This window comes from Protofrankia sp. Cj5, assembly GCF_917627405.1.
GTDB lineage: Bacteria > Actinomycetota > Actinomycetes > Frankiales > Frankiaceae > Protofrankia.
Window position 1 is genome coordinate 30,135 of record NZ_CAKJTO010000033.1, and the last position, 16,803, is coordinate 46,937.

The window sequence follows — 16,803 nt, forward strand, 5'->3', positions numbered from 1 at the left end:
TCAGGCCTCCTGCCCATCGGTACCGCCCGCGGCCCGCACCGGGCGGGCCTTCCAGAAGTAGTTGTGGATGCCCCGCGCGGTGTTCACCTTGCGGAAGGTCATCTCGACCCGGTCACCGATGGCGACGCTGTCCGGGTCGACGTCGGTCAGCTCACACTTGAACCGGCCGCCGCCGTCGATGTCGATAACCACCGCGACCAACGGCGGGCTCGGGGTGAAGGCAAGCCGGTCGATCGTGAAGGTCGCCACCGTGCCGTAGGTGTCGGCGAGGCGCTGCGGCGTCATGTGGTCCACCGCACCGCACGCCCGGCAGACCCGGGCGGGCGGCAGATGCCGGGTGCCGCACTCGTCGCAGCGGGAGCCGGTGAAGCCGTACTTCCAACCGGCGTTGCGCTCGGCCGGCGGGGCGGCGTAGGCGTCCGGGTCGGGACGCCGGGGTGGTTCGGTCGAGAGCCGGCCCCGCCAGGTGAGGAAGTCGGCGTACCGCAGGGTGTCCCGCCCGCCGGCGATCTGTGTCGCCACCGAGAGCGCGGGCCGGCGGGCGGCCAGGGCCTCGGTGGTACGCAGCGCCACCGCGGTCGCGCCGTCCCCGAGGACGACGACGACGATCGTCCTGCCCGCCTCTGCCCTGTCGAGGGTGTCGGCGAGCAGCAGACCGGCGTGGGCGGTCCCGGTGTTGCCGACGCTCTTGGCCAGCCCATCGACGAGGGCGTCAGCCCGTGCGCCCGCGCGCTTGGTGAAGGAAGCCACGGAGCGCGCGTGCAGGCCGGTCACGATGAGGTGATCGATCTGGTCCGGGGTCAGGTCGATCTGCTTGAGCAGATCGGCGAAGGCCCGGTCGGCGAGCGGCACGTAGATCGACTCACCGAACCGCTCCTCCCAGACCCGCGAGTGGTCGTCCCCTGGGACGCGCCACCGGTCGAGGAACTCCTCGGTGGCCGAGGCACTCGCGAGAATTTCGGCGATCACCGGCGCGTCCGCGGTGCCCGGCCCGACGAGCAGCGCCGCCGCGCCGTCACCGCCGTCACGCTCGTCCGCGCCACCGGGAAGGCCGGTGCGGATGTCCGACAGCACGACCAGCGTCGGCTCCGTCGCCGCGTTCGCGGCCAGCAGCGCCCCCACGCCAGACCGCACCGAACCGATCATGTCGACCGCGAGTACGGATTCGTCCAGTCCCAGGGCGGCATGGATGGCCGTGGCATTGGTCTTGTCCAGGTAAGCCGGCGCCGTCGTGGCGAAGTAGAGCTGCTTGGGACCGGACGCGTGTGGGCCGGCGGCAGCCGCGGACCCCCGCAGCGCGGCCCTCGCCGCTTCCACGCCCAGGGACGTCGTGTCCTCGTCGTAGGAGGCCACCGTGCGTGTGCCGGAACCCCCACGGGCACCAAGCGTGGCAGCCACGGCCTTGCGCTGGAGCCGGTGGTAAGGCAGGTAGGCGCCGTAGGCAAGTAGACCCGACATCGTTCTCCCGACGCAGTGTGGCGGAGCTGACCGCTCTGTCGTGGCGGACGTGGGCGAGACTCGGCACTTCCGCGTGACGGCAGAGGACATGTAATGAGTCAGATGCTTGCACGATTTCTGGTAGTGGGCAAGCAACCGCGAAGGTCGCCCGCCAACCGACGGGAGGCCGCGGGCGCGGCAATCCTTACATCCAAAATAGTTATATGATATGACGCCAACAGGGACCCGCCAGAGAGGAGCACGGCAGATGACCGAGGCACTTGAGGGCAAGGTCGCCATCGTGACTGGCGCCGCCCGCGGGATCGGGGCCGCCATTGCCGCCGCGCTCGCACAGGCGGGTGCCGCGGTGGCCGTAGCCGATCTCGACGGCGCCGCCGCGGCCGCGGCCGCGGACACACTGACCGCCGACAAGCCGGCCGGCCGCGCCCTCGGCGTCACCCTCGACGTCACCGACACGGCAAGCGTGCTCGCCGCGGTCGAGGGGGTGCGGGCAGAGCTCGGCGAGATCGACATTCTCGTGAACAACGCCGGGGTCGATGTGATCGGCCCGTTTGTCGACAGCGACGAGACAACCTGGCGACGCCTGGTGGACGTCAACCTGCTCGGCACCATCCGCTGTAGCCGGGCGGTCCTCGACAGCATGGTGGAACGCCGGTCAGGACGCATCATCAACATCGCGTCGGACGCCGGGCGGGTCGGATCATCCGGCGAGGTGGTCTACTCCGCCACCAAGGGCGGGGTCATCGCGTTCGCCAAGGCACTCGCGCGCGAGGTCGCACCCAGCGGGATCACAGTCAACGCCGTCTGCCCCGGCCCGACCGACACCGCCCTGCTCGACCAGGTCGCCGAGGTCAGCCAGCGCCTCTACGACTCGCTTGCGCGAGCCGTCCCGATGAAGCGGATCGGGCAGCCCACCGACATCGCCCCGGCCGTTGTCTTCCTCGCCTCCCCCGCCGCCGGCTACATCACCGGACAAACACTGTCAGTCAGCGGCGGATTGACGATGAGCTAAGTGGTCGCCGCCGGAAGTTGTTCGGGGGGTGCCGGATGACAGACGGATGCATCGTGAGGCGGAGAAGGCCCAGGTAGCGGTGTTCTACCTGGGCCGACGACAACGAGGCGAGGCGCCGTCTGGCGCCGTCTGGCGCCGGCAGACCCTGGACGAACTTCCGGCGGCGACCACTAAGAGCGCCCGGCTACAGGCGTGCGCACCAGCCCCGCGACGCCTGTTCCGCCGCTCAGTCCATACCTTGCCGAATTAGCTTACTAATTATATTCTCTTTTAGAATATCGCCTGTAGCCAGGAGCTGCCGTGAACTTCGCCTTCAGCGAGGAGCAGGAAGAGCTACGCCGCACCGTGCGTGACTTCCTGGAGGATCTTTCTCCGGAATCCGAGGTCCGGCGTCTCATGGAAACCACCGAGGGTTACGACTCGGGCGTGTGGACGAAACTGGCGGGCGAACTCGGCCTGACCGGCCTCGCCATCCCCGAGGAGCACGGCGGTGCCGGCTACGGCTTCGTCGAGGTGGGCATCGTTCTGGAGGAGGCGGGTCGCGCGCTGCTGTGTGCGCCGTACTTCTCCACGGTCGTCCTCGCGGCGACAACGCTCGTCGCGAGTGGTGACGACGCGGCGCAGAAGGACTTCCTGCCGGGCATCGCCAGCGGCGACATCCGCGCCACGCTTGCGTTCACCGAGGAATCCGGCCGCTGGGACGCCGACGGGATCACACTTCCCGCGACCCGCAGCGGCAACGAGTGGCGGCTGAGCGGATCCAAGACCTACGTGCTTGACGGCCATACCGCCGACCTCGTCCTGGTAGCGGCCCGCACCACCGCTGGAGTCAGCCTGTTCGCTGTGCCCGGTGACGCGCCCGGTCTCACCCGGACCGCCCTGCCGACCATGGACCTCACCCGCAAGCAGGCCCGGCTCGACTTCGACAACACCCCCGCCAGGCTGATCGGTGCCGACGGCGACGGCGCAACGGTTCTCCCGCGCGTTCTCGACACAGCGGCCATCGGCCTCGCCGCCGAGCAGGTCGGCGGTGCCCAGAAGGTCCTGGAGATGGCCGTCGAGTACGCCAAGATCCGGGTACAGTTCGGCCGGCCCATCGGTTCCTTTCAGGCCATCAAGCACAAGTGCGCGGACATGCTGCTCGACGTGGAGTCGGCCAAGTCCGCCGCGTACTACGGCCTGTGGGCGGCAGCCGAGAGCAACGACGAGCTGCCGGTCGTGGCCAGCGTGGCCAAGTCCTACTGCTCGGACGCGTTCTTCCACTGCGCTGCCGAGAACATCCAGGTACACGGCGGCATCGGCTTCACCTGGGAGCATCCCGCCCACCTCTACTTCAAGCGGGCCAAGACCTCGCAGCTCCTGCTCGGCGACCCCGCCTACCACCGCGAACAGCTCGCCCAGCGGATAGGCATCTAGGGCCGCCGGCCGCGTGACCGCGGTTTTGTTCGCGCGGCCGGAGACCTCGGGCGAGCTCAGCCGAAGGGCGTCCGCCGGCGACGCCACAAGCGTGTGCGACCAGACACCTCCCTGTTACCCGGCGACGCAGATCGAGCATCGATCAGCTAGATTATTGTCCAAGCGACCGCGCAGGGGACACCTCTACTCACCCGCCTCCGGCACCCAACGCCGGGTCACCACTCCCGTTCCGCGGCGGTGCCAACGAGCAGGAGGAATCCATGGCGACCGAAGACCGGGTCCGTGTGCCCAAGGCCGGCGAGATCGTCGCCAGCCATCTGCGCCGGCAGATCATCCTAGGCAAACTCGACGAGGGGACAGCGCTTCCGTCCGAGGCGGTTCTCATGGAACGCTTCGGGGTCTCTCGGCCAACCCTACGCGAGGGGTTCCGGGTCCTGGAGTCGGAAGGGCTGATCAGCGTACGCAGAGGCGCCCGCGGCGGCGCCCGCGTGCACCTGCCGACCGGGGACACCGCAGCCCGGTACGCGGGTGCGATCCTCCAGTACCGGGGCACCACGCTCGCGGACGTCTACGAGGCACGCGCGCTGCTGGAGTCCCGCGCCGCGGGCCTGCTCGCCGACCGGCACGACGACGATGACCTCACGCGGCTCAACGAGACGCTGGCCAAGTGCCAGGAAACCCTCGACGACCACGAACAGTTCATGTTCATCGATGCGGAGTTCCACCTCCTCGTCGTCGAGCTGGCGGGCAACCGGACGCTCCGGCTGCTGGTCGGGATGCTGTACCGCATTGTCGAGTCCGCCACCATGTCCTCGCACATGGCGCGCGTCAGCAACCCCGACCAGCAGCAGACCCTTGTCGGCAAGGCACATCGCGCCAACACCAAGCTCGTCCAGCTCATCCGCAATCATCAGACCGAGGATGCGGAGGCCTTCTGGCGCCGGCACCTCACCGCCGTCGGCAAGATCCTTCTGGAGGACGCCGACAAGCAGACCGTCCTCGATCTCCTGAGCTGAGTTCCACGTCCAAGGGTGCCAAAGCGCCCGGTGGCCTCTGTCTTTCACTGAGCTCGGTGGCGGGGCTGGCCTTGACCAAACGTGGCCGAACAGGTCGTACAAGCGCCGCTGGTCTGCGCCCCCGGCGGTGAGCACCCGTTCCTGACCCGACAACGTAGGTGACATATGCTGTCAGTGTTGTAGTCGGGTGATGAGGAGGCCGGATGACCTGGTCGATCATCGTGGTTGAGCCGGCACTGTCGTGGCTGCACGCACTCCGTCGCGGCGACCGCCGGACGCTCCTACTGATCAGCCAGGCAATCCAAGCGCTCAGTATCGAGGGTCCGGCCCTCGGCCGGACCCTCGTCGACACGGTGCGGGGATCCCATCTGGCCAACCTGAAGGAGCTACGACCCGGGTCGGCGGGAGCGAGCGAGGTACGTCTCCTGTTCGTGTTCGACCCGCAGCGCCAAGCGGTGATCCTGGTCGGCGGCGACAAAGCCGGCACCTGGCAGAGCTGGTACCGCAGTGCGATCCCGCTCGCCGAGGCGGCGTACGCCGACCACCTCCGGCGGATGGAGAAGGGAGAAGACCGATGAGCGACCACCGGGCCGACCCGGACGCGCGCTCCTGGGAGGAGCTCACCCGGGAGTTCGGGTTCACCGACGCGGAACACGCTGAGATCGACGCCGGCGCGCAGCGGATGATCGCCGAGGCTCGTGCTTTCCGTCTGGCCGAGGTGCGTCGGCGTCAGCACACCACCCAGGTCGAGGTGGCCACGGCGATGGGCGTGACCCAGGCGCGGGTGTCCCGGATCGAGAAGGGGCAGCTGGAGCGGAGCGAGGTCGACACCCTCGCCGCCTATGTGCAGGCACTCGGCGGGAAACTGAAGATAATCGCTGACTTCGGGGACGAGTCATTTGTCCTCGGGTGATGCCGACGCTCGGCGCTGCGCCGGGACTCTCATGTCGGGCTGAAGGGTTCCGGCTTGTCGGAGACAACGGACCGGAAGCTCTCCGCCTGATCCGTGTGTTTCCCTTGACCAGGGCGGCCACCCGCCTGCTGGCCGAGATCCGCGAGCAGGGCTATCCGGATAAGCAGCACCCTGCTCGTGTGCCACCTCCCAGCAGGGACACCCCGACCCCGCACGCGTCCCGCCGTCCCCACGTCACCGGGTCGACTGGCTTATGATCAGGCACGAGAACCTGCCCGATCACCGGCGGTGGCACCGAGACGACCTGGTCGCAAGCTGTCCGCAGATGACCGTCCTGGCCGCCCAGGTACGCGCGTTTACCCCTACCCACCGGGCGCCGCAGCGAAGACCTCGACACGTGGATCAAAACCGTGCGGGACGACGACCCGCCCTGCATACTGTCGTCGCCAGCCTCGAGAACGACCACGAGGCGGCGACCCGCAAGGGCGGCGTCGGGTTCGCTCCGAACCTCGCGACCTACGACAGCACCGACGACGTGCTGGTCATCGACCCGCGGCCAGGCAACGCAACATCCAACAACGCTGCGGACACCATCGCCACCCTGACCCGGGCTGCCGCGACGCGACCGTCGCTCCCCGCCCTGCCCCGCCATACCCAACCGCGGCCGGCGTCAGACGATGCCGGCCGCCCGCAGCGCCCGCACCTGCGCCGGTTCGTAGCCGAGGTCCGCGAGCACCCCGTCGGTGTGCTCGCCCAGCGCCGGCACCGGCCCCATCCGCACCGACCACTGCGGCGAGATCGGCGGCGGCAGCAACGCGCGCAGCGGGCCGACCGGCGAATCGATCTCACGCCACCGGTCCCGAACCGCCAACTGCGGATGCCTGACAAGATCGGTCACCGAGTTCAGGCGCGCATTGCCGATCCCCGCCTTGTCCAGCTGGGCCTGGGCGTCGGCCAGGAGCTGTCCACTGGCCCACTCCCCCAGTACCGCGTCGACCCTGGGCCGGTCCCGGACCCGGTCGGCGTTACCGGCCAACGACGGATCCGTGGCAAGATCCGAGCGGCCGAGCACATCCTCGGCGAGGCGTTGCCATTCGCGGTCGTTCGTCGTCCCCACCACGAGTACCTGATCGTCGGCGGTCCGATAGGCGCCGTAGGGCGCGACCGACGGCGAGCTCACACCGTTGGGCTCCTGATCGAGACCAGTGCCCAGCGTGTAGTAGAGGGGATACCCCATCCACTCGGCCGCCGCGTCGAACAGGCTGACCGAGATCTCCGCCCCCGTGCCGGTACGGCCTCGCGCGAGGAGAGCGGCCAGGACACTGGAGTACGTGTACATGCCGGCGGCGACATCGGCGAGCGGGATGCCCGGCTTCGCCGGCTGCCCGGGGAACCCGGTCACCGAGCATGACCCGGTCTCGGACTGCACGAGCAGGTCATAGGCGCGCTTCGCGGCCAGTGGCCCACCCTCCCCGTAACCGGAGATGTCGACGGCCACGGCCCGCGGATGGCGTTCCAGCACCTGATGGGCGGCCACGCCGAGCCTGGCGGCGGCACCGGGCGCGAGGTTCTGCACGACGACGTCCGCGCGCTCGATCAGGCGTGCGAGGACCTCAGCGCCCGCGGGTTTCTTCACATCGAGCGCGAGCGACTCCTTGCCCCGGTTGAGCCAGACGAAGTGGGCGCCCATGCCGTTCATGGCCTGGTCGTAGTCACGGGCGAAGTCGCCACCGCGCGGGTTCTCGACCTTCACGACCCGGGCGCCGAGATCCGCGAGATGCCGGGTGGCGAGCGGAGCGGCGACAGCCTGCTCCAGGCCGACCACGAACAGGCCCGCCAAGGGTGCGCAAGGCAGGCCGTCGGCACCCGTTCCGCTGGGAGACACGCTCATGACCTGGTCTGGAAGCTCTCGACGTTGCGGCGCAGCTCCTCGGTGGTGAACGACTCGCCCTCCGCGGCCAGGGAGAAGTCCAGCACCAGCCGGGCTGCCTGCGCCAGGTGCAGGTTGATCGCCCGTTTGGTGTCCTGGACCGCCTGCGGAGGCAGCCCGGCGAGCTTGTGCGCGACCCGGCGCGCCTCGGCCAGCAGCTCCCCGGCCGGGACCACCCGGTTGGCCAGGCCGAGGGCGACAGCCTGGTCCGCGGGGATGCGATCACCGGTGAGCAGGTACTCCTTGGCCCGCAGGATGCTCGTGGCCAGCGGCCAGAACGCCGCGCCGCCGTCGCCCGCGACCAGGCCCACCTGCACGTGCGGATCAGCCAGGAAGGCGGTGTCGGCGATCAGGACGATATCGCTCATGACGGCGATGGTCGCCCCGAGGCCCACCGCCGGGCCATTGACCGCCGTCACCACCGGGAGGTGGAAGCGGACGATCTCATCGGCGAGCCGCCGCGCCTCGCGCATCGAGTGGCGGCGGACCTCCACGTCAGCAATCTGCCTGGCCATACCCGGGATGTCGCCACCCGCGCTGAACGCACGCCCCGCCCCGGTGAGCACCACCGCGCGGGCATCCCGGTCGTCGGCGATGCGCGCCCAGACCTCGGCGACAGCTTCATGCAGGCCGTCCGCGAACGCGTTCAACGCGTCCGGCCGGTTCAGCGTGACAATGCGCACCGGGCCGTCCGACTCGACGAGGAGGACGCCCCCGAAGTCGTAGTCCGCCATATTCAGTGGCTGCCTCTCCTGGAGAACCCCGGGGAAGTTCCGGGACAACTGCGGTCAGACTGCGGTCAGACTGCGGTCAGACTGGCTGTCAGTAGCTGCGCAGGCCCATGCTGCGCGCGATCGCGTTGCGCTGGATCTGGCTGGTGCCGCCCGAGATCGGCGCGACGATGGACTCGCGCCAGCGGAAGCTCATCACGCTCTCGGTGGCGAAGCCATGGCCGCCGAGGATCTGCATACCCCACCGGGCCGCCGAGACATAGGTTTCGGACCCCTTGAGCTTGGCCATCGAGCCCTCGCGGGAACACGGCCGGCCCTGCGCGTGCAGCCAGGCGGCCCGGTAGGACAACAGCCGGGCGGAGTCGATCTCGACCTGGAGATCGGCCATCGCGTGTGACAGCGACTGGAAGTTGCCGATCGGACGGTCGAACTGCTGGCGCTGCTTGGCGTACTCCAGTGCCTCGTCGAGCGTGGCCTGGGCGACGCCGACGTATGCGCCGCTCATGAGCACGCGCTCGAGGTCGAGGCCGGAGAGCATGACCTTCCAGCCGCCGTGCAGCGGGCCGACCAGGTTCTCCCGGGGAACGACCACGTCGTGCAGGAAGACCTCGTTGGTGCCGAGGATGTGCCGGGCCAGCGTCGGCGTCCGGCGGATCTCCACGCCAGCGGTCGCGGGATCGACCAGCACCAGGGACAGCCCCTCGTGCTTCGGCGCGGACGGGTCGGTGCGCACGTACATCGCGATGGTCGTGCCGGGCAGGCCCGCCCCCGTACACCACGCCTTCTGGCCGTTGAGGACGAAATGGTCGCCGTGGTCGGCCGCGGTGGTGCGCAGCGCCGCGACGTCGGAGCCGGCGTCCGGCTCGCTCATGGCGATGGCGAAGCGCTCGGTGCCGTCGAGCATGCCGGGCAGGTACCGGTCGCGCTGGGCCTGCGTGCCCCACTTCAACAGGGTGAGCCCCGGGATGAAGGTCCCCGAATAGCACATGGCGATGTCGAGGCTGGCACGCCCGAGCTCCTCGGCGAGCAGGACGAGCTCGAGCGCGGTCCCGCCGCCCCCGCCGCTGTCCTCGGGCAGCGGGAGGCCGAACCACCCGAGGTCGGCCATGCCGCGAAAAAGTTCCTTCGGCAGGATGCCCTGTTCGTCCCATTCCTTGGCCAGCCGCGGCGGGCAGGTGCGCGAGACGAAGTCCCGTGCGGTCCGCGCCAGCATCCGCTGCTCGTCCGTGAGGTCAAAGTCCACGACAGCACCTCTCCCATCAGGTAAATCAGCTAACCATAGCCCGTCGGATGATGTGGGTGGACCCGCCGACAGCCAGCGCACGACCAACCGCACGCCCGGCACGCCCCGCGGGACTTGCTATAGCCTTACCTATCAGCTAACTTTTTATACGATTTTGCATCCTGAATCAGCCAGAGGCGCCCGCCTGGGCGCGAGTGGGCGAGGTAGCCGATGGACGTTGCCGTCACCGCGCAGGACAGGCAGTTCCAGGAGGAGGCGCGGTCATGGCTGGCCGATCATCTCACCGGTGACTTCCGGAGCATCCTGGGCGTCGGCGGCCCAGCGGACGATACCGCCTGGGAGCTCCGCCGGGAGTGGGAGAAGCTCCTCGCGAAGGACAAGTGGCTGAACATCGCCTGGCCGGTCGAGTACGGCGGCCGCGGGGGGACGCTGGCCCAGGAGATCATCTTCCAGGTCGAGCACGCCCGGGCGCAGGCGCCGTACTGGGTGGGAGTCCACGGCCGTGACCTGTTCGGGCCGACCCTGCTCGCGTTCGGCACCCCCGAGCAGAAGGCCCGCTTCCTCCCGAAGATCACACAGGTCGAGGAGTTCTGGGGGCAGGGCTTCAGCGAGCCCGACGCCGGCAGCGACCTGGCCGGCCTGCGCACCCGCGCCGAACTCGACGGCGACGAATGGGTGATCAACGGCCAGAAGATATGGACGACGTTCGGCGGGTACGCCGACTGGCTCTACGTCCTGTGCCGCACCGACCCGGACGCCCCCAAGCACCGGGGGATCTCGATGCTTCTCGTGCCCCGCCACCAGCCCGGTGTCGAGGTCCGGCCGATCCGGAACATGGCCGGCGGGACGGAGTTCGCCGAGGTCTTCCTCAGTGACGCCCGCACCAGCAAGGACCTGGTCGTCGGCGAGGTCAACGGTGGCTGGCGCGTGGTCATGGGCACCCTCGGCAACGAGCGCGGGGGCACCACCGTGCTGCCCTTCCAGGCCGGGTTCGAGCGCGAGATGCGGGCACTGATCGACCTCGTGAAGTCCCGCCCGGCCGACCCGGTGCTGCGCGACCGGATCGCGTCCGCCTACGTCGGCCTGCGGGTCATGCAGGCGATGAACATCCGCACGATCAGCCGGGCAGTCGCGAACGCGCACCCCGGGCCGGAGTCCTCGATCTCGAAGCTGTTCTGGTCCACCTGGCACCGGGACTTCGGTGAGCTGCTGATGGACGCGACCGGCGCCGGCTCGATGCTGGTCGGGGACCACTACAAACTGAGCCTGTTCCAGGCGAGCTTCCTGAACTCCCGAGCGGAGACGATCTACGGAGGCGCTGTCGAGATCCAGCACAACATCCTGGGCGAGCAGGTGCTCGGGCTGCCCAAAGAACCACGCTGACCGGTCGGAACCGATCTTTTCCAGCCGGCGGCCCGGGCCCTGCGCCGCGCGCTGCGGCTCCCGTCCGGGCCGCGGTGAGCAGTTCTCGTACCGCACGAACCAGCGCGGGCGGCTGACCGGACAGGCCCAGCCGCCGGCCGGCCGCGTCCCGCCGGCCCAGCGTGCGCACGAGTACCTCGCGATCGGCGCGGACATTCACCTCATCGGCGTCAGCGGCCACAGTCTGCGCATAGGCGAGCAGGGCGTCCGTCTCCGCCTCCACCGCCCGGCCGTACTCCCACGCCGCCTGCCATAACACTGCGGCCTGGTCCCGGACGACCGTCAACGCCCGTGTCATCTGCTCGGCCGTCGCGGACGACCGCGGGGTGAGGGCGCTCATGGCATGAGCGCCTGGAGCGGGAGCCGGGCTTCGCTGTGAACCAGGCTCCGTCGCTGGTCCGGGTCCAGACCACCCCAGACGCCAGTGTCCTCTCCGGTATTCACTGCCTGGTCCAGGCAGCCCCGAGTCACTGGGCAGCGGCCGCATACCGCCTTGGCCATCGCGATCTGACGCTCCACAGCGGGCCCCGTCCTACCGACCGGGAAGAACAGCTCGGGATCATCGCCGCGGCAGACGGCACCATGCCGCCAGTCGACGTATCCATCAGGCGAGCGGGCAGAAGCAGAATCAGACACGGGTCTCGGCCTCCTCGGCGCAGGGGGTTGGGATCAAGGTCTCCGGCAGGATGTGAGAGCTCCGGCCACAGGCAACCTTCCTAGGAAGATTGGTGCGATCCCCAGCCTTCCCTACCTTCCTAGGTAGGTCAATACCTTCCTAGGAAGATGCTTAGACTCGGCGTTGTGACCAGCAGACGAGGCGCCTCGGAGCGCATCCGAGCCGACCTGCGGGCCGATATCGAGTCCGGACGGCTCGAGCCAGGAGCCGCGCTCCCCTCCACTGCTGAGCTGGCTCGGCGCTACAAGGTCGCGGCTGAGACCGCTCGTCTCGCGGTGACCAAACTGAAGGAGGAAGGACTTGTGGTCGGGCGAACGGGCGCGGGCGTCTATGTACGGCCTCGGCCGCCATTGCGGCGGCTCGGTGTCGATCGGTATGACAAGGCCAAATGGCGCGACTGCGACCAAGTGGCGTTCATTGCGGACAGGATCGCGTCCGGCCGTACATGGGAACGTAACGATCAGACGCAGACGGTACGGCGGATCCCCGCTCCGGCCAGGGTTTCGGCCGCACTCGGTCTACCAGACGAAGCCGACGTGTACGAGCGGGCCAGGCTGGTCCGCGAACAGGGCACGCCCACGCACACACTGACGAGTTACTACCGTCCCGAACACGTCGAGGGCACCCGTCTGCTGGAGCTCACCGCCGGGCCGGCTGGACCCGGCGGCGGGTTCCGTGTGCTGTATGAGCAGGGTCTGGAAATCGCGCACATGACCGAGGAGCTCCAAGCACGGATGCCGACTCCCGCGGAGCTGGAGACATTGTCCTTGCCTTCCGGCGAGCCGGTCGTCGAACTGCATCGCACGGCCCGCACAGCGGATGGTGTCGTGGTCGAGTACGCCGTGGGGGTGCATGCCGCGTCGCGGTTCACCTGGTCTTACAGCTTCGAGGTGCCCGACTCCGCCCGGTCGGCGTCATGACCAGCGGCGGACGGCCTGCCGCCATCCCTGCCGCTATCCGCGACTGCGTGCGGATCCTATGGGACTACCACAACCTGCGCCACGAGCTGCGGCCCACCGATGTGGGCATTGGACTGGGTAGCCACGATCTTGCCGTAGCCACCTGCGCAGCGGACCTTTACCGACGAGGGCTGTACCCGCACATCGTCTTCACCGGCGCGAACGCGCCTACCACTCTTACCGTGTTCCCTCGAGGTGAGGCGGTCCACTACCGCGAGCACGCATTGACCCTCGGCGTCCCGGATGCCGCCATCCTGATCGAGCCGCTGGCACGCAACACCGGTGAGAACATCACCTTGGCCCGCGATCTCCTACGCAACCAGGGCCATACAGTTCGATCAGCTACCCTAATCTCCCGGCCCTACCAGCAGCGGCGAGCGTACGCCACCTGCCGCAAGCTCTGGCCGGAGGTCACCGTCCAATGCGCATCTCTGCCACTCACGCTGGACGACTACGTGACGACCATCGGAGACGTCGGCCGGGTCGTGTCGATGCTGGTGGGCGATACCCAACGCATCTGGGTCTACGCCGACCGCGACTTCGCTATCCCCCAGCCGATCCCGCCCGACGTACACGCGGCCTACCAGGCGCTGGTAGAGGCCGGGTATACACGTCGGCTCGTTGCCTGACCTCCTGACCTCCGCGATCTCCGCGATCTCCCATCCACAGCGTCGGCCTGATGATGTGGGTCCGGGGAAGCGTCAGCCGAGGACGTCGTCAGCCGCCAGGTGGCCGCCGGGCACGGGGGCACCGAGCAGCGCGCTCGGGTCGAAGTCGTCGGCCAGCGGAGCGAACCGCGGCGGACGACGCTCCAGGAAACTCCCGACTCCCTCGGCGAAGTCGCCCGCCCCGTTGGTCACCTCCATCACCCGGAACGACCTGCGCAGTGCCTCGTCCAGGCCCACCTCGAGATCGCCATAGACCTGATGGCGGATGGCGGCCATCGCCGTCGGCGCACAGTTGCGGGCCAGCTCACCCGCGTAGGCCTGGGCCTGCGCGAGCACGTCGTCGCGTTCGGCCACCCGGCTGACCAGCCCGAGCCGGAGGGCTTCGTCCGCGTCGAACGTCCGGGCCGACAGCAGCAGGTCCAGCGCGTTCTCCAGCCCGACGTAGCGGGGCAGGACCCAGCTCAGGCCGTACTCGGCCGCGAGCCCACGACGGGCGAACGCCGTGGAGAACTTCGCGCCGCGGGCGGCGAAGCGGACGTCACACATGAGCGCCTGGACGAGCCCGATACCGGCGCATCCCCCGTTGACAGCGGCGACGAGCGGCTTGCGCAGGGTCCGCGGCCGGTACTGTGGCGGGCGCCCGGACAGATCGAGTCCCTTGCCTGCGCTGCTGTTGAGGCGGCTGGTGTCCAGCCCGGGGCAGAAGGTGGTGCCCGCGCCGGTGAGCACGACCGCACGGACGTCCGGATCGTGGTCGAGCAGGTCGAGCTGGCTGAAGTAGGCCGCCTCCAGCTCGGGTGACCAGCCGTTCCTGCGGTCCGGACGGTTGAACGTCACGGTCGCGACACCGTCACTGTCAGTTGCGCAAAGGATCAGGTCGTCCGACACCGCGCTCCCCTTCGAGTTGACCATCAGCTGTGACTGCCCGCCCCGCCCGTCAGGCGATGGGGCGGGGCGGGCGACGACGGGAGAGCTCAGTCCTTCGCCGCGACCCCGGGCAGGGTCGGGGGCAGTCCCGGATCGTGGTTCACGAACAGCCGCGGCCCCTCGGCCACCAGTTCCTCGGTTGTCCAGGCCCGCTCGCCCGCGTCGATGGTGGCGGCGATCTCCCAACCGCGGAAGACCGAGACGACCGAGCCGTAGACGTGGAAGATCTGGCCGGTGATGTCGGCCGCGGCCGGGCTGGCCAGCCAGCCGACCAGCGGGCTGACGTGCTCGGGCGCCCGGTCGTCGAAGCTGCCCTCCGCCACCTGCCCATAGCCTGCGAAGGTCTGGGTCGTCATGCGGGTGCGCGCCCGGGGCGCGATCGCGTTGGCCGTCACACCGATCCGGGCCAGCTCGCGGGCCATCACGACGGTGAGCGCGCTGATCCCGGCCTTCGCGGCCGCGTAGTTGGCCTGCCCGAAGTTGCCGACGAGGCCCGACTCACTGGTGGTGTTGATGATTCGGCCGTAGACCTCCTCGCCGGCCTTCGCGCGGGCCCGCCAGTACCGGGCCGCGAACCGGGCCGGGGCGAAATGGCCCTTGAGGTGCACCTCGATGACGGAGTCCCAGTCGTCCTCGTCGAGGTTGAAGAACATCTTGTCGCGGACGAACCCGGCGTTGTTGACGAGGACGTCCAGGCCGCCGAAGGTGTCCACAGCCTGCTGGACGAGCCCGTCGGCGCCCTTCCAGTCCGCGACGCTGTCGAAGTTCGCGACCGCCTCGCCGCCCGCGGCGACGATCTCGTCCACGACCTGCTGCGCGGGCCGTCCCTCGTCCTTGCCGGCACCGTCCCAGGCCACGCCCGGGTCGTTGACGACGATCCGGGCGCCCTGGCTCGCGAGCAGCAGCGCGTGCGCGCGGCCGAGACCGCGCCCCGACCCGGTCACGATGGCGACCTTGCCGTCCAGAATGCTCATTTCTCTCCCTGATCGGTTACCTGACGGCCACTACCGACGGTTGGGCCAGCCCCCGCGCCGGCAGGAGCGCTCAGCCGCGGATGGCGTCGAGGACCTCCGGCCACATGGCCGGGTCGCTCTCATAGGTCGCATAGCAGGTGATGCGAGTGGCGACATCGCCGTACCGTTCCCGCAGGCCCTTGCCGACCTCCGTGGGCGAACCGACGACGGAGAACGTCCGCAGGATCTCGTCGTCGATCAGATCACCCATCTCCGACCAGCGGTTCTGCTTGCTCATGCGGGTCAGCTCGGTCTGCAGGTCGCCCCAGCCGTGCAGGTCGAGAACCCCGCGGTAGGCGGGCGTGGAGGCGTAGAAGGCGATCTGCTTCTTCGTGCCGGCGATGGCCGTCGCGAGCTCCGCCTCGTTGCGGCCCACCGTCGCGAACGCCGGGCCAGCCAAGACGAAGTCCGACAGCGTCCGGCCGATCTTCGCCCGGCCCCGCTCCAGCGCCGGGAGCGTGACCTCACGCAGGTACCGCGGCGTCGAGAACGCATGGAAGAACATGCCGTCAGCCACTTCGGCGGCCACCTCGGTCATCATCTCGCCGACGGCCGCGAGGTACACCGGCGGCGCGCCCCACTCGTGCGCCTCCGGGGAGAAGAACGGCGTCATGAGAGTGTGCGTGTAGAACTCGCCCGTGAACGACAGCGGCGTTCCGTTCTGCCAGGTGTCCCAGATGGCGCGCATCGCGAGCACAAACTCACGCATCCGGGCGGCCGGCCGTGACCACGGCATCGAGAAACGCCGCTCGATGTGCGGCTTGACCTGGGAGCCCAGCCCGAGGACGAACCGCCCCCGGGAGTAACGAGCAAGGTCGAAACCCACGTTCGCCAGCGTCATCGGTGTCCGGGCGAAGGCGATCGCGATAGAGGTCCCGACCGTCAGGTCGCCGGTGGCGTCGCACGCCCGCAGCGACAGCAGGAACGGATCGTGCCGCGTCTCGCCCAGCCACAGGCCGTCATAGCCCGCGGCCTCGGCTTCCCGCGCGTTGCGATGAACGACATCGATGTCCTTCGGAAGCGTCGTATCGATCTTCACAGAACCTCCCCGGCCAGCCGACAGGCGGCACGCCGCACCCGGACGCACCCGAGGACATGAAGATGCCTCATCTGTATTGTCTACCTTATTTATTGGCGAGGCGGCCAGACCTTCACGACGCGCCCGCACCGTCCGGACGAAGGAGACGAGCATGCAGGTCGGCCTCTACTTCGACCTCCGCAACCCGCCGGAACGCCGCCAGGACCCAACCCGCCTGTACGGTTTCACCCTGGAGATGTGCCAGGAGGCGGAGCGGCTGGGCGCGGACTCGATCTGGGTGACCGAACACCATCTGTTCGATGATGACTACCTTCCGCAACCGCTGACCTTCGCGGCGGCCATCGCGGCCCGGACGAACCGGGTACGCATCGGTACCGGCA

At 69.1% G+C, this 16,803-nt stretch carries 18 protein-coding genes; 10 read left to right on the forward strand and 8 right to left on the reverse strand.

The window, feature by feature from the left end; translation table 11 throughout:
- Nucleotides 1-1,458 (reverse strand): OB-fold domain-containing protein, encoded by a 1,458-nt coding sequence (locus tag MJ777_RS09585; protein WP_239312220.1) that lies wholly within the window; start codon nucleotides 1,456-1,458, stop codon nucleotides 1-3.
- 247 nt (nucleotides 1,459-1,705) lie between these two features.
- On the opposite strand from MJ777_RS09585, the gene MJ777_RS09590 reads away from it, so the two are divergent.
- The 6 genes from MJ777_RS09590 to MJ777_RS09615 all read left to right on the forward strand — a co-directional run bounded on the left by MJ777_RS09590 (nucleotide 1,706) and on the right by MJ777_RS09615 (nucleotide 5,815).
- The gene (locus MJ777_RS09590; RefSeq protein ID WP_239312222.1) at nucleotides 1,706-2,470 is read left to right on the forward strand and encodes an SDR family NAD(P)-dependent oxidoreductase; all 765 of its coding nucleotides are present in this window, start codon (nucleotides 1,706-1,708) and stop codon (nucleotides 2,468-2,470) included.
- A gap of 46 nt (nucleotides 2,471-2,516) precedes the next feature.
- A complete protein-coding gene (locus tag MJ777_RS09595; RefSeq protein WP_239375347.1) occupies nucleotides 2,517-2,720 on the forward strand; it encodes a hypothetical protein in 204 nt (67 codons plus the stop codon).
- 50 nt (nucleotides 2,721-2,770) lie between these two features.
- Nucleotides 2,771-3,886, forward strand: coding sequence for an acyl-CoA dehydrogenase family protein (locus MJ777_RS09600; protein WP_239312224.1), 1,116 nt, complete (start codon nucleotides 2,771-2,773; stop codon nucleotides 3,884-3,886).
- Nucleotides 3,887-4,146: 260 nt separating this feature from the next.
- The gene (locus tag MJ777_RS09605; protein WP_239312226.1) at nucleotides 4,147-4,902 is read left to right on the forward strand and encodes a FadR/GntR family transcriptional regulator; all 756 of its coding nucleotides are present in this window, start codon (nucleotides 4,147-4,149) and stop codon (nucleotides 4,900-4,902) included.
- A gap of 203 nt (nucleotides 4,903-5,105) precedes the next feature.
- Entirely contained in the window at nucleotides 5,106-5,480 is a 375-nt protein-coding gene (locus MJ777_RS09610; RefSeq protein ID WP_239375365.1) for a type II toxin-antitoxin system RelE/ParE family toxin, read from the forward strand.
- Nucleotides 5,477-5,815 carry an XRE family transcriptional regulator gene (locus MJ777_RS09615; RefSeq protein WP_239312229.1) on the forward strand — a complete coding sequence of 113 codons (339 nt, stop codon included), beginning with the start codon at nucleotides 5,477-5,479 and terminating at the stop codon, nucleotides 5,813-5,815. Before MJ777_RS09610 ends, MJ777_RS09615 begins: the two co-directional genes overlap by 4 nt.
- Before the next feature lie 670 nt (nucleotides 5,816-6,485).
- Here the strand turns inward: MJ777_RS09615 and MJ777_RS09620 are convergent.
- The 3 genes from MJ777_RS09620 to MJ777_RS09630 all read right to left on the reverse strand — a co-directional run bounded on the left by MJ777_RS09620 (nucleotide 6,486) and on the right by MJ777_RS09630 (nucleotide 9,719).
- Nucleotides 6,486-7,706: a CaiB/BaiF CoA-transferase family protein gene (locus tag MJ777_RS09620; protein WP_239375368.1), complete on the reverse strand. Its 1,221-nt coding sequence runs from the start codon at nucleotides 7,704-7,706 to the stop codon at nucleotides 6,486-6,488.
- Nucleotides 7,703-8,479, reverse strand: a complete 777-nt coding sequence (locus MJ777_RS09625) for an enoyl-CoA hydratase/isomerase family protein (protein WP_239375371.1) — start codon at nucleotides 8,477-8,479, stop codon at nucleotides 7,703-7,705. Before MJ777_RS09625 ends, MJ777_RS09620 begins: the two co-directional genes overlap by 4 nt.
- Nucleotides 8,480-8,567: 88 nt before the next feature.
- Nucleotides 8,568-9,719 (reverse strand): acyl-CoA dehydrogenase family protein, encoded by a 1,152-nt coding sequence (locus MJ777_RS09630; protein ID WP_239345122.1) that lies wholly within the window; start codon nucleotides 9,717-9,719, stop codon nucleotides 8,568-8,570.
- A gap of 210 nt (nucleotides 9,720-9,929) precedes the next feature.
- Between MJ777_RS09630 and MJ777_RS09635 the strand changes: the two genes are divergently transcribed.
- The gene (locus tag MJ777_RS09635) at nucleotides 9,930-11,102 is read left to right on the forward strand and encodes an acyl-CoA dehydrogenase family protein (protein WP_239375374.1); all 1,173 of its coding nucleotides are present in this window, start codon (nucleotides 9,930-9,932) and stop codon (nucleotides 11,100-11,102) included.
- Nucleotides 11,103-11,477: 375 nt separating this feature from the next.
- On the opposite strand, the gene MJ777_RS09640 is transcribed toward MJ777_RS09635, so the two are convergent.
- Entirely contained in the window at nucleotides 11,478-11,777 is a 300-nt protein-coding gene (locus MJ777_RS09640) for a WhiB family transcriptional regulator (RefSeq protein WP_239310383.1), read from the reverse strand.
- A gap of 165 nt (nucleotides 11,778-11,942) precedes the next feature.
- Between MJ777_RS09640 and MJ777_RS09645 the strand changes: the two genes are divergently transcribed.
- Nucleotides 11,943-12,737 (forward strand): GntR family transcriptional regulator, encoded by a 795-nt coding sequence (locus MJ777_RS09645; RefSeq protein WP_239375377.1) that lies wholly within the window; start codon nucleotides 11,943-11,945, stop codon nucleotides 12,735-12,737.
- The gene (locus MJ777_RS09650) at nucleotides 12,734-13,405 is read left to right on the forward strand and encodes a YdcF family protein (RefSeq protein ID WP_239310381.1); all 672 of its coding nucleotides are present in this window, start codon (nucleotides 12,734-12,736) and stop codon (nucleotides 13,403-13,405) included. The genes MJ777_RS09645 and MJ777_RS09650 overlap by 4 nt, the downstream gene beginning before the upstream one ends.
- Before the next feature lie 72 nt (nucleotides 13,406-13,477).
- Here MJ777_RS09650 and MJ777_RS09655 read toward each other — a convergent pair whose 3' ends face one another.
- From MJ777_RS09655 to MJ777_RS09665, 3 genes are all read right to left on the reverse strand, one after another.
- Nucleotides 13,478-14,356, reverse strand: a complete 879-nt coding sequence (locus MJ777_RS09655) for an enoyl-CoA hydratase-related protein (protein WP_370651600.1) — start codon at nucleotides 14,354-14,356, stop codon at nucleotides 13,478-13,480.
- A 62-nt stretch (nucleotides 14,357-14,418) separates the two neighbouring features.
- The gene (locus MJ777_RS09660) at nucleotides 14,419-15,345 is read right to left on the reverse strand and encodes an SDR family oxidoreductase (protein ID WP_239310379.1); all 927 of its coding nucleotides are present in this window, start codon (nucleotides 15,343-15,345) and stop codon (nucleotides 14,419-14,421) included.
- Between the two features lie 70 nt (nucleotides 15,346-15,415).
- Nucleotides 15,416-16,423 carry an LLM class F420-dependent oxidoreductase gene (locus MJ777_RS09665; RefSeq protein ID WP_239310378.1) on the reverse strand — a complete coding sequence of 336 codons (1,008 nt, stop codon included), beginning with the start codon at nucleotides 16,421-16,423 and terminating at the stop codon, nucleotides 15,416-15,418.
- A gap of 151 nt (nucleotides 16,424-16,574) precedes the next feature.
- Here MJ777_RS09665 and MJ777_RS09670 point away from each other — a divergent pair.
- On the forward strand, nucleotides 16,575-16,803 hold a 229-nt coding region (locus MJ777_RS09670; RefSeq protein ID WP_239375380.1), incomplete at its 3' end, for an LLM class flavin-dependent oxidoreductase.